The sequence below is a fragment of the Qipengyuania soli genome (assembly GCF_015529805.1).
Lineage (GTDB): Bacteria > Pseudomonadota > Alphaproteobacteria > Sphingomonadales > Sphingomonadaceae > Qipengyuania > Qipengyuania soli.
Map to the genome: position 1 here is coordinate 1,135,822 of NZ_CP064654.1, position 16,196 is coordinate 1,152,017.

Consider the following 16,196-nt stretch of genomic DNA (forward strand, 5'->3'; position numbering starts at 1 on the left):
AACGTAACCTGGCGCAAGGGCTTCTTTATGGCAGGAGCGTGGGCCGGAATATTCGCCGCGGTGATCCTTTTCATCTACCTAGTTCGATAGCCACCCAAGCTCGCCCTGATCTCAAGCTTAACATAATATATATTATCATCTCAGCCGAATTGGGTCGTGGAGGGCTCCCCCAGGCCCTCTTCCGGCGATCGACGGGACCAGCTACCTCAACGCCATGTCCGACGAAATGAACCGACTGCTCGCAATTATGGCCCAGCTGCGCGATCCAGTGCGCGGTTGCGAATGGGACACAGCGCAGGATTTCTCCACCATTGCCCCATACACGATCGAGGAAGCTTACGAGGTTTCCGACGCAATCGACCGGAATGACATGGAGGATTTGCGCGGCGAACTCGGCGATCTTCTCTTCCAGGTGGTCTTTCACTCCCGGATGGCTGAGGAAGCCGGCCATTTCAGCTTTGCAGACGTAGCCCGCGACATCAGCGACAAGATGGAAGCGCGCCACCCGCATATCTTCGGCGCCGAAGGCGGCATCATGGAAGACTCTCGCTGGGAAGATTTGAAAGCAGCAGAGCGCTCCGCGAATGGCTCGCATGGCGCACTCGATGGCATTGCAGCAGCTTTACCGGCGCTACTGCGCTCAGGTAAGTTGCAGAAACGAGCAGCGCGCGTCGGCTTCGAATGGCCGGATGTCGAAGGTCCGCTGGCCAAGCTGCGGGAAGAGCTCGAAGAGCTCGAGGCCGCAGAAACCGTCGAAGAGCGGCTCTTGGAAGCTGGTGATGTCCTGTTCGTGGCCGTAAACATCGTTCGCCGCTACGGTGTGGAACCAGAGCAAGCACTTCGCGCATCGAATTCGAAATTCGAATATCGATTCAGGAAGATGGAAGAGCTTTCTCGACTGGACGGTAAGGACTTCGCGTCGCTAGACCTGGATGAGCAGGAAGCCTACTGGCAGCGCGCGAAGCGCGATACCGCCTGAACTTACCAGTCGAGGGTTTCGAACTGCCCCAGCTCCTTGGGATTGAGCCGAACGCTGATCTTGCGCGTTGGCCCCTTCTCGGCCGCCTCGGCAGCAACATCGTCTACCACGTCGCCATGGGCATAGAGCCAGGCGATCTTGCGCCCGTCACTGGCAGGGATTTCATAGGTCCGGAAAGCTGCCTTGCGGGTGAGCATGTCACCCAGCGTCGCCAACAGCTCTTCCACGCCGTCACCGGTTAGCGCTGAAAGCGGGACAACCGATTCATCCGCTGCCGCGAGCGATGCCAGTTCCTCGGCATCGTCGGCCTCGAGCTGGTCCCACTTGTTCCAAATCTCGATGATCGGAATGGCGGAAACCTCCCCCTCCCCTTCGATCACCCCGAGATCACGCAGGACATCGAGTACCTGGGCTTTCTGCGCGGCAGACGATGCATTGGAGATGTCACGCACGTGGCAAATTATGTCCGCGGCGGTCACCTCCTCGAGGGTCGCCCGGAATGCCGCAACCAGCTGGGTCGGCAAATCGGAGATGAAGCCAACGGTGTCGGAGAGGATGGCCTTCTCAACGCCAGGCAGAGTAATGGCCCGCATTGTCGGGTCCAGCGTGGCGAACAGCAGATCCTCCGCCATGACCCCGGCACCGGTGAGCCGGTTAAACAGGGTCGATTTCCCGGCGTTGGTGTATCCCACCAGGGCAATGACCGGCCACGGGGCGCGTTCGCGGCGCTCGCGATGCAGACCGCGAGTCTTGCGAACCTGCTCCAGCTCCTTCCGCAGACGACCCATGCGCTGCCGGATCATGCGTCGGTCCGCTTCAATCTGCGTTTCACCCGGACCGCCAAGGAAACCGAAACCGCCGCGCTGGCGCTCGAGGTGAGTCCAGCTGCGGACGAGACGGCTCTGCTGGTAGTCGAGATGGGCAAGCTCGACCTGCAGGCGACCCTCGGCCGTTGCAGCGCGTTCACCGAAGATTTCGAGGATCAAGCCGGTTCGGTCGATTACCTTCCGCGCCAGTTTCTCCTCGAGATTGCGCTGCTGGATCGGGCTGAGAGCGCCATCGACGACAACCAGTTCAGCCTCATTCTGCTCGCATGCAATACGGATGTTTTCGACCTGACCTGCCCCAAACAGCAGGTTCGGCCGCACCTCGCGCACGGGCAGAATGAGGCTTTCGGCGACGATAATACCGATGGCGAGCGCAAGCCCTTCCGCCTCGGCGAGCCGCGAGGCCGCGTCGAGATCGTAGCGAATGCCCCGGATGTCCGGGCAAATGACGAGGGCTCGCGCGCCGCGCGAGACTTCGCCCATCAGGTTGTCGTCGAAACTCAGTTGTCGTCCTCTTCCCATTCCTCGGTCAGGTCGACCGGCGTGGTCGGCTGAATCGTGGAAACGGCATGTTTGTAAGCCAGCTGCACATACCCGTCGCGCTCAAGCAACATGCAGAAGAGGTCGTAAGCGGCGATCTTGCCCTGCAGCATGACGCCGTTGACGAGGAACATGGTCACTTGCGCCTCTGCCTGGCGAACGCGGCTAAGGAATACGTCCTGCAACAAGCGCTGCCGTGCGTTCGAGTTCTGGCTGGCGAATTGCGAGGCATCGACCGGCTGGCCCGGCATGATCGTGCTGATGGCGTGCTTGTAGACCAGCTGCGACTGACCATCCCGCCGCAGCAGGATCGAGAAATTGTCGAACCAGGTCACGATGCCCTGCAGCTTCACGCCCTTGACCAGGAACATGGTCACCGGCGTCTTGTTGCGGCGCAAGAGGTTTAGGAAGGCATCTTGCAGGTTGCCTTGTTTCTGGCCCCCTGCCCCACCCCCTGCGGTCTTCTCGGCCGCCGGTTTTTCCGGACGCGGACGAGCAGTAAGGGTACGTTCGGACATAGCTGTCTCTCCGTTCTTGGCGGCCGCCTGAACGGACCGCAATCTGGGCGCCCACCGCACCCGATTTCGCGCACGTCATTGCGTGCACGCCTATTGTGGCGTTTCGACTCGAATTTCGCAATGATTGTATCGCTTTCCCGATTGGGAGCAGCGATTTATTCGTTCAGTTCTTGCGATCCCCCGGCTTCTTGTCGGCCATACCCAGGAGCTTCAATTTACGATGGAGGGCTGAACGCTCCATCCCGATGAAGCTCGCCGTCTTGGAAATATTCCCCGAGAAGCGGCGTATCTGGATGGTCAGGTACTCGCGCTCGAAGCTCTCGCGAGCTTCGCGCAAAGGCGCTCCCATTAGTGCGGCTACGCCGCCATTTCCGCCCACCTTGCCTCCGAGCACTTCTTCGGGGAGCATCTCCGTTTCGATGTGCTCGAGCTGTTCTCGTGGCGTCAGGATCACGGTGCGCTCCACCACGTTGCGCAGCTGGCGCACGTTGCCTGGCCAGTCGTAGGCTTGAAGCGCCGCCAATGCCTCTTCGCTAATCGTCGGGGGACGTAAGCCCTGCTCAGCAGCATAGTGCGCGAAGAATGTATTCGCGAGCGCGGGGATGTCGTCCCTACGCTCCGCCAGTGAGGGCACCTCAACCGGCACCACGTTGAGACGATAGAAGAGGTCTTCGCGAAACCGCTTCTCCTCCATTTCCTTCTGAAGATCTCGAGCGGTCGAACTGACCACCCGGACGTCGACTCCGATCTGGCGTGAGCCGCCGACGCGCACGAAGCTCTGTTCCGTCAAAACGCGCAATATACGCGCCTGAGTGGAGAGCGGCATGTCGGCAACCTCGTCGAGATAAAGGGTTCCCCCATCCGCCATTTCGAGGAGTCCAGGCCTGACCAGCTTGCCGTCCGCTTCCTCTCCGAACAGTTCCTCCTCGAACCGTTCCGGTGTGATCCGGGCCGAATTAACGATCACGAAGGCCTTCTCGGCCCGTGGACTCCAGCTGTGAAGCAGTCGCGCGGCCACTTCCTTACCCGTTCCGGCGGGACCACTGATGAGGACGCGGCTGCCAGTGTTCGCCACACGCTTCAGCGTAGCGCGCACAGCGTTGATCACGGTCGAATTGCCAGTGAACTCGCCGTTCTGAACCATGCCCTCGCGCAAGCGCGTGTTTTCGCGTCGCAGCCTCTCGGTTTCTGTAGCACGGTCGACCAGATGGAGCAGGCGCTCAGCCTCGAAAGGTTTCTCGAGGAAGTCCACCGCGCCTCGGCTTACCGCACTTACCGCTGTGTCGATGTTACCGTGGCCCGAAAAGACAATGACCGGAAGGTCCGGTTCGCGAGCCTTGATGGCGTCGAGCACTTCGAGCCCGTCCATTGGGCTGCCATGCAACCAGACGTCGAGGAGGACGAGGCTCGGCCTGCGCTCATCGACCGCCGCCAAGGCGCTGGTGCTGTCACCTGCAGTCCTGCATTCGTAGCCTTCGTCGCTCAGAACGCCCGCCACGAGATCGCGGATGTCGCGTTCGTCGTCGACGATCAGGATGTCTAGCGCCATCGGTCCGTACCTTCACTTTGCATCAAGGGTTGCCCTCACCGCGAACGGTGTGCGGGTCGCGGGCGAAGCGCATGGTCACGCGCGTCCCGCCACTTTCGATTGAGGAGAACGTCATCTCGCCCCCGTGCTCCTCGACAATCTTGTTGACGATCGCGAGGCCGAGTCCGGTGCCCTTCTCGCGTGTCGTGACATAGGGTTCGAGAATGCGCTCGCGGTCCTGTGGCAGGCCGATGCCGTTGTCCTCGACGGAAACCGTAAACGACTCCTCGTCCTCGCGAACCCTGACCGCGATCTTGCCGCGGTAGTCCGGCTCCGCATTCACAGATTTCGCTTCGATCGCTTCGAATGCGTTCTTGAGAATGTTTGTCACCGCCTGTCCGACCTGGTGTCGATCGCACTGGATGCGGATCGGCCCATCGGCATTGGTGTCCAGCGAATAGTTGATGTCGGGGTGCGCGACTTCCTGGAGGAACAGCGACTGACGGACGAGATCGAGCGCATCCTCGGGTCGGAATACAGGCTTGGGCAAGCGGGCAAAGCTTGAGAATTCGTCGACCATCTTGCGAAGGTCCCCGACTTGCCGGACAATCGTGCTGGTCAATTCATCGAACAATTCGCCGTCCTGCTCGATCTGCTTGCGATAGCGTCGCTTCAGGCGCTCGGTCGCCAGCTGGATTGGTGTGAGCGGGTTCTTGATCTCGTGCGCAATGCGGCGAGCAACGTCGGACCAGGCCGCTTGTCGCTGATCGAGCAACTGGCGGGTGATATCCTCGAAAGTGATAACGTAGCCTTCGGACTCTTCTCCGATCTTCACGGCCAGAGTGAGCAGTTCACCCCGGCGCGAGTGACTGATCACACCCTGAGTCAGGCCAGCCACCACCATCGCCGTAATCTGTGGAGCGAGTTCCGACAGCGTCGTGGGTTGCGGGGTGGCTTCGGCATCGTCCATGAGCATGGCCTGCGCCGGTGCGTTCATGAGCAATACGTTGAGCTCGCGGTCGATCGAGATCACGCCGGCACTCACGGATTCCAGCACAGCTTCGATGAAACTGCGCCGCTCTTCCAGTTCGGCATTGGCCGAAACCAACGCATCCGTCTGCTTTTCAAGTTGCGCCGTCATGCGGTTGAAGGCGCGGTTGAGCATGCCGATTTCGTCTGCGCCGGTGCGTCCCTCGACCCGGAGCGAGAAGTTGCCGGCACCCACCTTCCTCGCCGCGGCAACGAGGTCGGTTAGCGGCTCCACCTGTCGATCTGCAAAGCGCAGCGCGAACCAGACCGACAACCCGACAAGCGCCAGGCTGACAAAGAACAGCGCAAGGTTGAATCGCAACTGCAGGGCGCGGGCACGTTTGGTAAGCTCGTCATATGCATCGGATATCGAGCGCGCGCTTTGCCAGCTGCGGAAGCTTGAGGCCTCCGAACTTCTTGCAGTGTAAAGATATATGCCGGTTTCGCGATCGATCGGCGCAACCGCCTCGATCCGCTCGGGACTGCCGCGCACGACGACCTGCTCGTTCTTGGACAGAGGCCCCATCGCCGATTGAGCAAAGGGTATCGGGTCACTGCCCTCCGAAAGACCGTAGACCACCGCGGTTCGCATGGTGCCGTCGGGCAAGGCCTGCAGGATAGCGCTTTCAACCACGTCACGCGGTTCGGCCTGATACTGGTAGACGAGAGCGAAATTGGGATCTGTAACTTGAACCTTCTGGAGGATGGACCGCATGTCCATAGCCATCGAGATGGTCTCGTTTCCGAGGTCGAGCTGGTTTTCAGCATAGTAGCTCTCGGCCAACTGGTTCGCATTCTCCATGAGTCCGCGCGAGTTGTCGGAAAACCAGAAATCCACGCCGGATTGAAAGAGAAACGCGGCGAACCCCGCCACCAGGAGTGTCGGCACTGCGGCAATCATCGAGAAGAAGAAGACCAGGCGCACATGCAGTCGTGCCGTGCTGCCGGCCGCGCGTCGCAATGCCAGCCTGCGCCCCGCCAGTACGAGCAGTGCCATGGCCGGGATCAGCGTTCCGATCAAAAGCGCCGCCACCTGCCTGCTCGGCAACAATTGCCCGTTCGGAGGCGCCGTGGTGAAGGCAGCATACGTGCTGGCCACCATGAGCAGGAATGCAACGATGAAGAAGATTTCCACGTAGGCGAAAATGTTCGCTCGGCGAGAGGCGACGAGGAACTTTCGCCACCATCTCGGAGGGGTCTTTATCGCTGAATTGGCCGGGGTCGCCATCGTTGCGGCGTTACAACGCTCGTGTTGCACTTTTGCAAGGACAAAATCGACAAAATGCCCGCTAATGCCGTCTAACGAAGCGTTCCGGGGCTATTTGGAGGTCCGCAAGGCGCTTGCGAAGAGTGTTGCGATTGATCCCCAGTAGCTGTGCAGCGCGCAGCTGGTTTCCTTCGGTCTGCTGGAGGGCGTGCTCGAACAGAGGTTTCTCGAATGCGGCCAGCGCTCCGTGATATAAATTGCCCGGCGTTGTACCATTTGCAGCGAGCCAACCACGCAATGCAGCCTCGAAACCATCTTCCGCCTCGCCGGAATCTGCATGTCTTTCGGCAGGCAAGCTATCAATCAATGTAGGCGCATCGATTACCTCGTCACGTGCCATGAGAGCCAGTCGGAACACGACATTGCGCAGCTCGCGAACATTTCCGGGCCATTGGCGTGTCGCGAGCTGTGCCACCGCGTCATGGGCGATCTGGCGACGCGGAAGACCCTCCGAAGCCGCCTGGGCAAGGAAGTGCCTTACCAATGCGCCGATGTCTTCTGCACGTTCACGCAGCGGCGGGAGGTGGATCGGGACGACGTTGAGCCGATAATACAGGTCTTCACGGAAGGAACCGCTCGCAATCATGGGTCCAAGGTCACGGTTGGTCGCAGCGATGATCCTTACGTCGACTCCGATTTCCTGTCGTCCCCCGACCCGGCGAATGCGACCTGATTGGAGAGCTCTCAGCAATCGCGTTTGAGCTTCGGCGGGCATGTCGCCAATCTCGTCGAGGAACAGAGTACCGCCATTTGCCTGCTCGAACTTGCCGATTTGCTGGCTGACGGCACCGGTAAAGGCGCCACGCTCGTGCCCGAATAGCTCGCTTTCGAGTAAATCGTGCGGGATGGCTGCCATGTTGACCGCGACGAAGGGTCCGGTCTTGCGGGCCCCCAATTGGTGGATGGCCTCCGCCACCAGCTCCTTCCCGGTGCCGGACTCACCCGTGACAAGAACCGTAAGGTCATTGCGCAGCACCCTTGTTATCATCCGGTAGACGCCCTGCATCGCCGGGCTGCGCCCGATTAGCGGGAGTTCGGTGTCGGGCTCGTTTGCATCCCCGGAGGGACGAGGCCGGTTGGCTACAGCCTGTCTTACCGCCTGGGTCAGGTCATCAAGATCGAAGGGCTTGGGGAAATACTCGAAAGCATGGCTATCACTCGCTCGAACCGCCGTATCCAGCGTGTTTTGAGCGGAAAGCACAATGACCGGCATGTCGGGCGCCACGTCCCGCACGGCATCGATCGACGCCAACCCGTCGCCGTCGGTAAGGATGACGTCGGTCAGCATGACGTCAAATGCGCGTTCGGCCAGAATGGCGTCACGACGCGAAATGCTGTCACAAGCAGTGACGTCGAAACCCTCGTCACGCAGGGCTTCGGTGATAACCGTCGCGATCCCCCGATCGTCCTCGACGAGAAGTGCCGAATGCGCCATGTTCCTCCCCTACCCCGCCACTGGCAGGTTGATCCTGAAATGCGTCACACCCGCACGCTCGTCACGTTCGTGCGAAATTCGCCCACCCATGTCTCTCAGGAGCTTGCGCACGAGTGCAAGGCCGAGCCCCTGTCCCTGCGGTTTGCTCGAGACAAAGGGCTCGAATACGTGATCGCGCAGGCTCGGGTCGATGCCGGGGCCCGAGTCCGTCACGGTAATTTCGATCGGTAGCCTTGTAGCCTTGCCGAAGCGGATGGCATTGAAAACGAGGCCGCTTACGTAGCGCGTTCGTACGGTTACCTGCGGATTTTCGAGGTCTCGACTAGCATCGCAAGCATTCGCGATCAGGTTGATGAGGACCTGCTCGAGTGCCCCCTGCTGAGCCGCAACAGGGGGAAGCGAAGGATCGAATTCCTCGACGAGCTCGCAGCCATCATTGCGCCCTGCGCGCACAGTGGCCATGGCATTGCGCACGGCTTCGTGAAGGTTGCAGGGACCTGTGACCTCTATCGGCTTGGCGCCAAGTTGCTGCATCCGGTCGATCAGCTGGGCAATGCGATCCACTTCGCTTGAGATCATCTTGGCGAGTGGGCGGTCGCGACCCTCCACCCTGCGCTCCAGCAATTGGCTTGCCCCCCGGATGGCAGCGAGCGGGTTCTTGATCTCGTGCGCGAGAACCGCTGGTGCGCGAAGTTCGACGCGCTCCTCATCATCCGAATTCTCCGGCTGACCGACATCGGAAAGTGTCACCACACGCCATCCCGGATGGGAGGGCATGGGCGAACTGGTGAAGTTGACCCGGCGATCGCCGAAAACCGTTCCGATGGTGATCCCGCGCGCGATAATGCGTGATTCATTGCTGGCGAGGCCGATCCGCATGCGGTCATCCTCGACACCGATTGCGTCGAACAAATGCATCCCGACCAGGCGGTTGCTGCTGCGGCCAAGCATCTCTTCGGCGGCGCTATTGGACTCCACAATCCGATCATCACCGTCGAGCAGCAGGACGGCAAAAATCATCCCGGCGATCTGGGCGCTTGCTTCAGGCCCGCCGGACAGAGACATCATGCCGCGCGGCGACGCAGGAAGGGATCGTAAAACCGCTCAAGTTCATCAAGAACTACAGCAGCATCGTCGATGAAGTTAACCTTGTTACGGAAGTCGGCGGAGCCGTGCATTCCCTTGGTGTACCAACCAAGGTGCTTCCGGGCGATCTTCACACCGACATCCATCCCGTAGTGGTCGAGCATCGCCGTGTAGTGGTCGCGCACTACTGCATACTGCTCATCGAAGTCGGGGCTCGCAATCATTTCGCCGGTCCGCCACCAGTGCATGACCTGGCCCAGGAGCCAGGGCCGGCCATAGGCTCCGCGACCGATCATCACGCCGTCTGCACTCGATTGCTCCAAGGCTTTCGCCGCGTCCTCGATCCCACAGATATCACCGTTGACGACGACGGGAATGGAAACCGCATCCTTGACCTTGCGCACAAAGGCCCAGTCGGCGCTACCCTTGTACATCTGGTTGCGTGTACGGCCGTGGACGGTGATCATTTTCACACCGAGATCCTCGGCGATCTTCGCAAGTTCGGGTGCGTTGAGATCCGAATGGTCCCACCCCATCCGCATCTTAACCGTGACCGGCACGTTGACGGCCTTGACGGTCGACTCCATCAGCCTCGTTGCAAGCGGCACTTCGCGCATCAGGGCAGAACCGGCCAACTGGCCGACGACCTTACGGACCGGGCAACCGAAATTGATGTCAATGATGGCCGCCCCGTTGCCTTCCTGCAGCTTGGCAGCCTCCGCCATGCTCGCGGGATCGCAGCCGACGAGCTGCATGGAAACAGGTTCCTCGATATGGTCCCATGCAGCCTTCTGGATGCTCTGACGCGTCTCGCGGATCGCCGCCTCGCTCGCGATCATCTCGGTAACATTCAGACCCGACCCGTAGCTGCGGACGAGCCTGCGGAAAGGCAGGTCGGTAACGCCAGTCATCGGCGCCAGGACAACCGGCGTGTCGATAGTCACAGAACCGATGTTGATCGGCTTCGGCGGGACCGGAGGAAGGGGGAGCGTGCTCATATCGGAGGGTTGTGCCTAAATATTGGGCAGCCACATAGTGCGTTGCAGCGAAAACGGCAAGCGGCTAGCGCCGGGCGCTATGCCCATTGCCGCTGCCCTGCCCCCATTCGCCGCCGTGGTCGTCGCCGCAGGCAGGGGACTGCGCGCAGGGCAGCCTCTTCCCAAACAGTTCGCAAGCTGGCGCGGCAAACCTGTTCTACGCCATTCGGTCGAGACGCTACTGGACGCGGGCGCGCATCCGCTTGTGGTGGTCATCCCCGAAAATGGCGAGGACGCAGCACGGGCAGTGCTAGTCGGGCTTGAAGGGATCACCCTGGTCATCGGCGGGGAAACCCGGCAGGATTCGGTTGCCCGTGGACTCGACGCTGTTTCTGCCGCTGATCGCGTCCTCATCCACGACGCAGCACGTCCGGATTTGCCGCGTGAAGTCATCGAACGGCTGCTTGCCGCACTTGCCAATCACCCGGGAGCAATACCGGCCCTTCCCGTAGTCGACAGCCTGGCAGTCGACGCAGGCGGCGTGATGGCCGGCAGCGCGGAGCGCGACACGCTGCGCCGGGTGCAGACCCCCCAGGCATTCAGGTTCGCGGACATCCTGGCCGCCCATCGTGCATGGAGCGGACCGACGAATGCCGGGGACGATGCCCAGGTCCTGCGCGCCGCGGGTGAGACCATTGCCCTCGTCGAAGGACACGAGCGCCTCGCCAAACTGACTTTTGCAGGGGATTTCATGACCGATACACCGGACATTCGCACGGGGATGGGCTTTGACGTCCATCGCCTCGTCGCCGGCGAGGAGTTGTGGCTAGGCGGTATCCGGATCGAACACGACAAGGGACTCGCGGGCCATAGCGATGCCGACGTAGCGCTCCATGCACTGACCGATGCCATCTTGGGGGCCATCGGCGACGGCGATATCGGAACCCATTTTCCCCCGAGCGACCCGCAGTGGAAAGGTGCAAGCAGCGACAGGTTCCTCGCCCATGCTGCTGAACTGGCAAGGAAATCCGACTTCAGGATCTCGAATGTCGATCTGACCATCATCTGCGAAGAGCCGAAGATCGGACCTCACCGACCCGCAATCCGTGACCGCATCGCCGCCTTGCTTGGCATTGACAGCGACCGCGTATCGGTGAAGGCGACGACCACCGAACGGCTTGGCTTTGCCGGTCGTGGCGAAGGCATCGCCACGCAGGCGATCGCAACCGTGGTCCGTCAACAAGGGTAGCGCCATGATCGAAGACAGCCCCTTTCCCAAGGAAATCACCGATCTCGCCGAGAAGGTGATCAAGGCCAATGTCGCAGCCGGTCGCAAGGTCGCCCTCGCCGAGAGCTGCACCGGCGGGCTCGTCTGCGGAGCGCTTACCGACGTACCGGGATCATCGGCAGTACTGGACCGCGGGTTCATCACCTATTCCAACGAAGCGAAGATGGAGTGCCTCGGTGTACCGCTCGACATCATCGAGACCTTCGGCGCGGTATCGATCGCCTGTGCATGGGCGATGGCAAAAGGGGCGCTCGAAAACTCCGGCGCAGATGTCGCCGTTGCCATCAGCGGCGTGGCCGGACCCGGTGGCGGAACCGAGTTCAAACCTGTCGGGACTGTAGTGTTTGCCCGCGTGGTGCGCGGCCAGGAAGGCGAGCCCGACGGGGAAATGAAACGCTTCGACCCGACGACGCGCGGCGATATCCGCCGTCAGGCGACGATCTGCGCGCTCGAGCTGCTGCTGCCGTAAAGTTCATTGGCGCGCTGCTCGAAAGCGCCCACCATCTTCCGAAATGCCCGGTCGAAATACTGGCCTGCCAGTGCTTCGAACACTGCGCTACGAAAGGCAAAATCGACGCAGAAATCCACCTCGCATCCACCGGGAGCGGGCGTGAACGTCCAGTTGTTGTCGAGATCTTTCAGCGGTCCGTCGACGTAGAAAACCTCGATATGCTCCGGACGCCGCTTCTCGACGCGCGAGGTGAACTTCTCGCGAATGGCCTTGAAACCGACCAGCATGTCCGCGACCATTTCGGTTTCGGTGTCGGATTTGATGCGTGTCGCGACTACCCACGGCAGGAACTTGGGATAGCTCGCAACATCTGCGACCAGATCGAACATCTGCTCGCAGGTGTATGGCAGAAAACGCTTTTCCCGGATTCCCGGCATCAGGCGCCCTGTTTGGCGAGCTTTGCTTCGCGCGCCGCGCGCATCTGGGCGAAATCGTCGCCGGCGTGATAGCTCGAGCGGGTCAGCGGGCTCGCTGCAACCTGGAGGAAACCCTTTGCGCGGGCAATCGCGCCATAGGCAGCGAACTGCTTGGGAGTCACGAACTCCTCCACCTTCGCGTGTTTCGGCGTCGGCTGCAGGTACTGGCCCATGGTAATAAAATCGATGTCCGCGCTGCGCATGTCATCCATCACCTGGTGGACTTCGAGGCGAGCTTCGCCGAGCCCGAGCATGATACCCGACTTGGTGAAGATCAGCGGATTATGTGCCTTCACCTCTTCAAGCAGGCGCAGCGAGGCATAGTAGCGCGCACCGGGCCGGATCGTCGGGTAGAGGCGGGGAACGGTCTCGAGATTGTGGTTGAATACGTCGGGGCCAGCTTCGCAAATCTCTTCGATCGACTGCTTCATACGTCCCTTGAAGTCGGGCGTGAGAATTTCGATCGTGGTATTCGGGGTCTCGCGGCGAAGTGCGTTGATGACCTTGACGAACTGGCCAGCCCCGCGGTCGGGAAGGTCGTCACGATCGACGCTGGTGATGACGATGTGCTCGAGACCCATGGCAGCTGCGGCCGCCGCCGTGTGTTCGGGTTCGAGCGGATCGACCGGCATGGGCATGCCCGTCTTGATATTGCAGAACCGGCAGGCGCGGGTGCAGGTATCGCCAAGGATCATCACCGTGGCATGCTTCTTGGTCCAGCACTCGCCGATGTTCGGGCAGGCCGCTTCCTCGCACACCGTGTGAAGGTTGAGTTCACGCATCAGCTTGCGCGTTTCGTTGTAGCCCTGGCTCACAGGTGCCTTCACGCGAATCCAGTCGGGCTTGCGCTGCATGCGCGGACGTTCGCCTTCGGGTGCGGGTGCGGAGGATAGGTCGTTCATGTCGCGGCCCATCTAGGCCCCCTGCCCCGCTCGGGCAAGCCGCATAGCTATTCGCGAATCCCTTGCTTCGAACTCTGAAACATTGCAGCGGGGCCGGAATGAAGAGCTTTGACGAGATGATCGACGGCTATGGCCGTTTCCGTAGCGGTGACTGGAAGCGCCAGCACGATCGATGGGAAGAGCTCAAGGAAGGCCAATCACCTCAGGTGATGGTGATCGCCTGTTCGGACAGTCGAGTCGATCCGGCCCAGATTTTCGACGTGGACCCAGGCGAGATTTTCGTCGTCCGTAACGTGGCGGCTCTCGTTCCGCCTTATGAGACCACGCCGGGTCGGCACGGCGTGTCCGCCGCTCTCGAATTTGCGATCCAGTTCCTGCGGGTCAAGGAAGTCGTCGTCATGGGTCATGGCATGTGCGGCGGTTGCCAGGCGGCCCTGACGCAGGACCTGCATGGCAACGAGTTGGGCGAAGGCGGCTTCGTGGCTCACTGGATCGACATGCTGGACGAAGTGCGCGAGCCGATCGCGTCGGAACTGGGCACGAAAGGCAGGACCGCCGAGCGAGCCATGGAGCTTGCTGCCGTCAAGGTCAGTCTAGCCAACCTGCGGACCTTCCCATGCGTGCAGGAAAAGGAGAAGCGCGGCACTCTCGCGCTGCGCGGTGCCTATTTCGCCATCTCCGACGGCATCCTCTACCTCCTCGATGAGCAAACCGGCAAGTTTCGCCCCGCCAAATAAGTGCTTGCCCGCCAAGCAGGGCATGGCCATCTGGGCGCCATGGCCGAATTCTCGCAGCGCAACATCGCCCTCCTGATCGACGCGGACAATGCCAGTCCTGCGGGCATCGATCCCGTCCTGACCGTGCTTGCGGAACTGGGACAGGTGAATATCCGACGGGCCTATGGCAACTGGCGCAAGGCAAGCCTCAAGGGCTGGGTCGACCTGATGCATCGTTACGGCATCGAACCGCAGCAGCAATTCGACCTGACCAAGGGCAAGAACGCTACCGACATGAAAATGACCATCGATGCGATGGACATGCTGTTTCGCGGACGGGTCGACGGATTCGGCATCATGTCTTCCGACAGCGACTTCATGCCGCTGGCCATGCGCATCCGTCAGGATGGCCTGCCCGTCTATGGCTTCGGCGGCGAGAAGACGCCCGAGGCGTTCCGGCAGGCATGCACGCGGTTCATCGACGTCAACGCGCTGATAAAGGCCGAGAAGGACGAGCGACGCGAGAGCGGCGCCAAGGGCGCAACTGCATCGAACGTGCTCGACCAGGAACTGCTCGACCTGCTGTTCGACGCCTACAATGCCAGCAAGCGTGACGAAAACGGCTTCGCGAAGCTGTCCGAAGTCGGGCAACGCGCCGGCAACCGCTCCAGTTTCGACACCCGCAACTACGGTTTTGCGCGGCTCATCGACCTGATCGAGGCCGTGCCCAACTTCAGCATCGAGCGGCGCAACGACGGGCAGGTCTTCGTCAAGCGCCTGCGCTGACAGCCTTCCTTCTGCGGCCAAAGGAAAGGGCGCGGGTCCTTTCGAACCCGCGCCCTCCTTACTTCAACCGAAAACGGCTCGTTACATCGAACCAGCTTCCTGAGCGGCATAGACCGCCCACAGGCTGGCAATCGCCTGGCGAGCACCCTCGACCTTGTTGAAGGTCGCCTGCGCTTCGGCGTACTTGCCCTGATCAACCTGGGCGATGCCGAGACGGGTCAGGACGAGCGGGGTGTTGACCCCTGCCTGGCCAAGCGCCTTGGTGTAGAACTCCTCGGCTTCGGCGCCACGGCCCATGCTGAGAAGCGCATCGCCAGCTGCCATGACCGAGTTCAGGGTCGCGCCGCTGGCACGGGCGCTCTTCATCAGCGAGGGCATATCCTTCTGGTCCACCGCAACGCGCTCTGCAGCCTGGCGACGAGTGTCGGCGACATAGGCGTCATCCTTGCGCAGCTTGCCCTTGGCGATGCCTTCGTCGATCACGGTGACGACTTCCGCCGGCAGACGGCGATAATCGGCAGCGTCGAGATACTCGAGATAGGTGCGCCCTTCACGGAGCGACGAGGTGCGACGGCCAAGGCGCAGGAGATCGAGGATCTCCGGGTTCTGGTAGCCGCCGGTATTCAGCATGATGGCGACCGCGTCACCCCAGCTGGCTTCGCCCGGGAATTCCGAAACGTAGAGCTTGGCGTACTTCTGAGCTTCGCTCACCAGGCTGTTGTTGTAGGCCATGGCCAGGCCACGCTTGATCCACGCTTCGTTGATCGGCTTGCCAGCTGCGCGACGCGCATCGACAACACCGGTCAGGTAGGCGAGACCTTCGGCGGTCTTGTTCTCGCCGAAATAGCTTTCCGCGACGAAGATTTCAGGGTCATTGTCGGCATAGCCGGCGTCGATTGCAGCCTGGAGGAAGCGGCGAGCGGCCGGATAGTCCTTCTGCTGGTAGGCCAGCTGGCCAGCCTGGAAGTTGTACACGCCGACCTGTTCGGGAGCGACCTTGCCGCTGCCGAGCATCAGTTCGAGACCCTGGCGTGCAAGTGCCATGTCGTTGGTCTTCTGGCCGAGGTTCACGAGCAGGCCGCCAACCGCGTGACGATCGTCCTCGGTTTCGGTGGCAGCAACGACCGCGGGGATTGCAGCCTTGATCGCCGCATAGTCAGGAGCGGCCGAGTTGAACTGATCGGCTACCGGCTTGTAAGCGGTAATGAAGCCCTTCGAATAATTCGACTTGGCCGGCTTTTCCTTCTTCTCCTTGGCTGCGTAGGCCGGAGTTTCGAGGGCAACGGCGCTGACACCGAGACCGGCGGTCAGGGCGATGGCAAGGGCGAAAGCGGAGGACGAGCCCGTCTTGCGGACGAGGGACGAGAAAATCATAATCTAGGCTCCCAAGA

General features: G+C 61.2%; 15 protein-coding genes. 5 read left to right on the forward strand and 10 right to left on the reverse strand.

The window, feature by feature from the left end; genetic code table 11:
* Nucleotides 1-214: 214 nt before the first annotated feature.
* Nucleotides 215-979 (forward strand): nucleoside triphosphate pyrophosphohydrolase, encoded by a 765-nt coding sequence (gene mazG / locus IRL76_RS05730; protein ID WP_200983825.1) that lies wholly within the window; start codon nt 215-217, stop codon nt 977-979.
* 2 nt (nt 980-981) lie between these two features.
* On the opposite strand, the gene hflX is transcribed toward mazG, so the two are convergent.
* The 7 genes from hflX to dusB form a co-directional block, all read right to left on the reverse strand.
* Complete coding sequence (hflX, locus tag IRL76_RS05735; RefSeq protein ID WP_484573265.1) at nt 982-2,328, reverse strand: GTPase HflX; 1,347 nt, start codon at nt 2,326-2,328, stop codon at nt 982-984.
* Nucleotides 2,307-2,864, reverse strand: a complete 558-nt coding sequence (hfq, locus tag IRL76_RS05740) for an RNA chaperone Hfq (protein WP_200983826.1) — start codon at nt 2,862-2,864, stop codon at nt 2,307-2,309. Before hfq ends, hflX begins: the two co-directional genes overlap by 22 nt.
* A 163-nt stretch (nt 2,865-3,027) precedes the next feature.
* Nucleotides 3,028-4,413 carry a nitrogen assimilation response regulator NtrX gene (ntrX, locus tag IRL76_RS05745; RefSeq protein WP_200983827.1) on the reverse strand — a complete coding sequence of 462 codons (1,386 nt, stop codon included), beginning with the start codon at nt 4,411-4,413 and terminating at the stop codon, nt 3,028-3,030.
* 22 nt (nt 4,414-4,435) lie between these two features.
* Nucleotides 4,436-6,649, reverse strand: coding sequence for a sensor histidine kinase (locus tag IRL76_RS05750; protein WP_200983828.1), 2,214 nt, complete (start codon nt 6,647-6,649; stop codon nt 4,436-4,438).
* Between the two features lie 61 nt (nt 6,650-6,710).
* Nucleotides 6,711-8,123, reverse strand: coding sequence for a nitrogen regulation protein NR(I) (gene ntrC / locus IRL76_RS05755; protein ID WP_200983829.1), 1,413 nt, complete (start codon nt 8,121-8,123; stop codon nt 6,711-6,713).
* A gap of 9 nt (nt 8,124-8,132) precedes the next feature.
* Complete coding sequence (locus tag IRL76_RS05760; protein ID WP_200983830.1) at nt 8,133-9,191, reverse strand: two-component system sensor histidine kinase NtrB; 1,059 nt, start codon at nt 9,189-9,191, stop codon at nt 8,133-8,135.
* Nucleotides 9,188-10,207, reverse strand: coding sequence for a tRNA dihydrouridine synthase DusB (gene dusB, locus IRL76_RS05765; RefSeq protein ID WP_200983831.1), 1,020 nt, complete (start codon nt 10,205-10,207; stop codon nt 9,188-9,190). Before dusB ends, IRL76_RS05760 begins: the two co-directional genes overlap by 4 nt.
* 79 nt (nt 10,208-10,286) lie before the next feature.
* On the opposite strand from dusB, the gene IRL76_RS05770 reads away from it, so the two are divergent.
* Nucleotides 10,287-11,435, forward strand: coding sequence for a bifunctional 2-C-methyl-D-erythritol 4-phosphate cytidylyltransferase/2-C-methyl-D-erythritol 2,4-cyclodiphosphate synthase (locus tag IRL76_RS05770; RefSeq protein ID WP_200983832.1), 1,149 nt, complete (start codon nt 10,287-10,289; stop codon nt 11,433-11,435).
* 4 nt (nt 11,436-11,439) lie between these two features.
* Nucleotides 11,440-11,943 (forward strand): CinA family protein, encoded by a 504-nt coding sequence (locus IRL76_RS05775; protein ID WP_200983833.1) that lies wholly within the window; start codon nt 11,440-11,442, stop codon nt 11,941-11,943.
* Here IRL76_RS05775 and IRL76_RS05780 read toward each other — a convergent pair.
* The gene (locus tag IRL76_RS05780; RefSeq protein WP_200983834.1) at nt 11,904-12,362 is read right to left on the reverse strand and encodes a type II toxin-antitoxin system RatA family toxin; all 459 of its coding nucleotides are present in this window, start codon (nt 12,360-12,362) and stop codon (nt 11,904-11,906) included. The genes IRL76_RS05775 and IRL76_RS05780 overlap by 40 nt on opposite strands.
* Nucleotides 12,362-13,303, reverse strand: coding sequence for a lipoyl synthase (gene lipA / locus IRL76_RS05785; protein ID WP_200983835.1), 942 nt, complete (start codon nt 13,301-13,303; stop codon nt 12,362-12,364). The genes IRL76_RS05780 and lipA overlap by 1 nt, the downstream gene beginning before the upstream one ends.
* 98 nt (nt 13,304-13,401) lie before the next feature.
* Here lipA and IRL76_RS05790 point away from each other — a divergent pair, with 98 nt between their 5' ends.
* Together IRL76_RS05790 and IRL76_RS05795 are read left to right on the forward strand one after the other, a co-directional pair.
* A complete protein-coding gene (locus IRL76_RS05790; protein ID WP_200983836.1) occupies nt 13,402-14,040 on the forward strand; it encodes a carbonic anhydrase in 639 nt (212 codons plus the stop codon).
* Nucleotides 14,041-14,079: 39 nt separating this feature from the next.
* Entirely contained in the window at nt 14,080-14,805 is a 726-nt protein-coding gene (locus IRL76_RS05795; RefSeq protein ID WP_200983837.1) for an NYN domain-containing protein, read from the forward strand.
* An 81-nt stretch (nt 14,806-14,886) separates the two neighbouring features.
* Here the strand turns inward: IRL76_RS05795 and IRL76_RS05800 are convergent, their stop codons facing one another.
* The gene (locus IRL76_RS05800) at nt 14,887-16,179 is read right to left on the reverse strand and encodes a hypothetical protein (protein WP_200983838.1); all 1,293 of its coding nucleotides are present in this window, start codon (nt 16,177-16,179) and stop codon (nt 14,887-14,889) included.
* Nucleotides 16,180-16,196 lie beyond the last annotated feature (17 nt).

What these genes read in the sequence shown, in the direction of transcription:
- IRL76_RS05760 (WP_200983830.1), bottom strand. Translation starts at nt 9,191, where the DNA reads ATGATGTCTCTGTCCGGCGGGCCTGAAGCAAGCGCCCAGATCGCCGGG.
- hflX (WP_484573265.1), bottom strand. Translation starts at nt 2,328, where the DNA reads ATGGGAAGAGGACGACAACTGAGTTTCGACGACAACCTGATGGGCGAA.
- mazG (WP_200983825.1), top strand. Translation starts at nt 215, where the DNA reads ATGTCCGACGAAATGAACCGACTGCTCGCAATTATGGCCCAGCTGCGC.
- ntrC (WP_200983829.1), bottom strand. Translation starts at nt 8,123, where the DNA reads ATGGCGCATTCGGCACTTCTCGTCGAGGACGATCGGGGGATCGCGACG.
- IRL76_RS05795 (WP_200983837.1), top strand. Translation starts at nt 14,080, where the DNA reads ATGGCCGAATTCTCGCAGCGCAACATCGCCCTCCTGATCGACGCGGAC.
- dusB (WP_200983831.1), bottom strand. Translation starts at nt 10,207, where the DNA reads ATGAGCACGCTCCCCCTTCCTCCGGTCCCGCCGAAGCCGATCAACATC.
- IRL76_RS05790 (WP_200983836.1), top strand. Translation starts at nt 13,402, where the DNA reads ATGAAGAGCTTTGACGAGATGATCGACGGCTATGGCCGTTTCCGTAGC.
- IRL76_RS05800 (WP_200983838.1), bottom strand. Translation starts at nt 16,179, where the DNA reads ATGATTTTCTCGTCCCTCGTCCGCAAGACGGGCTCGTCCTCCGCTTTC.
- IRL76_RS05770 (WP_200983832.1), top strand. Translation starts at nt 10,287, where the DNA reads ATGCCCATTGCCGCTGCCCTGCCCCCATTCGCCGCCGTGGTCGTCGCC.
- IRL76_RS05780 (WP_200983834.1), bottom strand. Translation starts at nt 12,362, where the DNA reads ATGCCGGGAATCCGGGAAAAGCGTTTTCTGCCATACACCTGCGAGCAG.
- IRL76_RS05750 (WP_200983828.1), bottom strand. Translation starts at nt 6,649, where the DNA reads ATGGCGACCCCGGCCAATTCAGCGATAAAGACCCCTCCGAGATGGTGG.
- IRL76_RS05775 (WP_200983833.1), top strand. Translation starts at nt 11,440, where the DNA reads ATGATCGAAGACAGCCCCTTTCCCAAGGAAATCACCGATCTCGCCGAG.
- lipA (WP_200983835.1), bottom strand. Translation starts at nt 13,303, where the DNA reads ATGAACGACCTATCCTCCGCACCCGCACCCGAAGGCGAACGTCCGCGC.
- ntrX (WP_200983827.1), bottom strand. Translation starts at nt 4,413, where the DNA reads ATGGCGCTAGACATCCTGATCGTCGACGACGAACGCGACATCCGCGAT.
- hfq (WP_200983826.1), bottom strand. Translation starts at nt 2,864, where the DNA reads ATGTCCGAACGTACCCTTACTGCTCGTCCGCGTCCGGAAAAACCGGCG.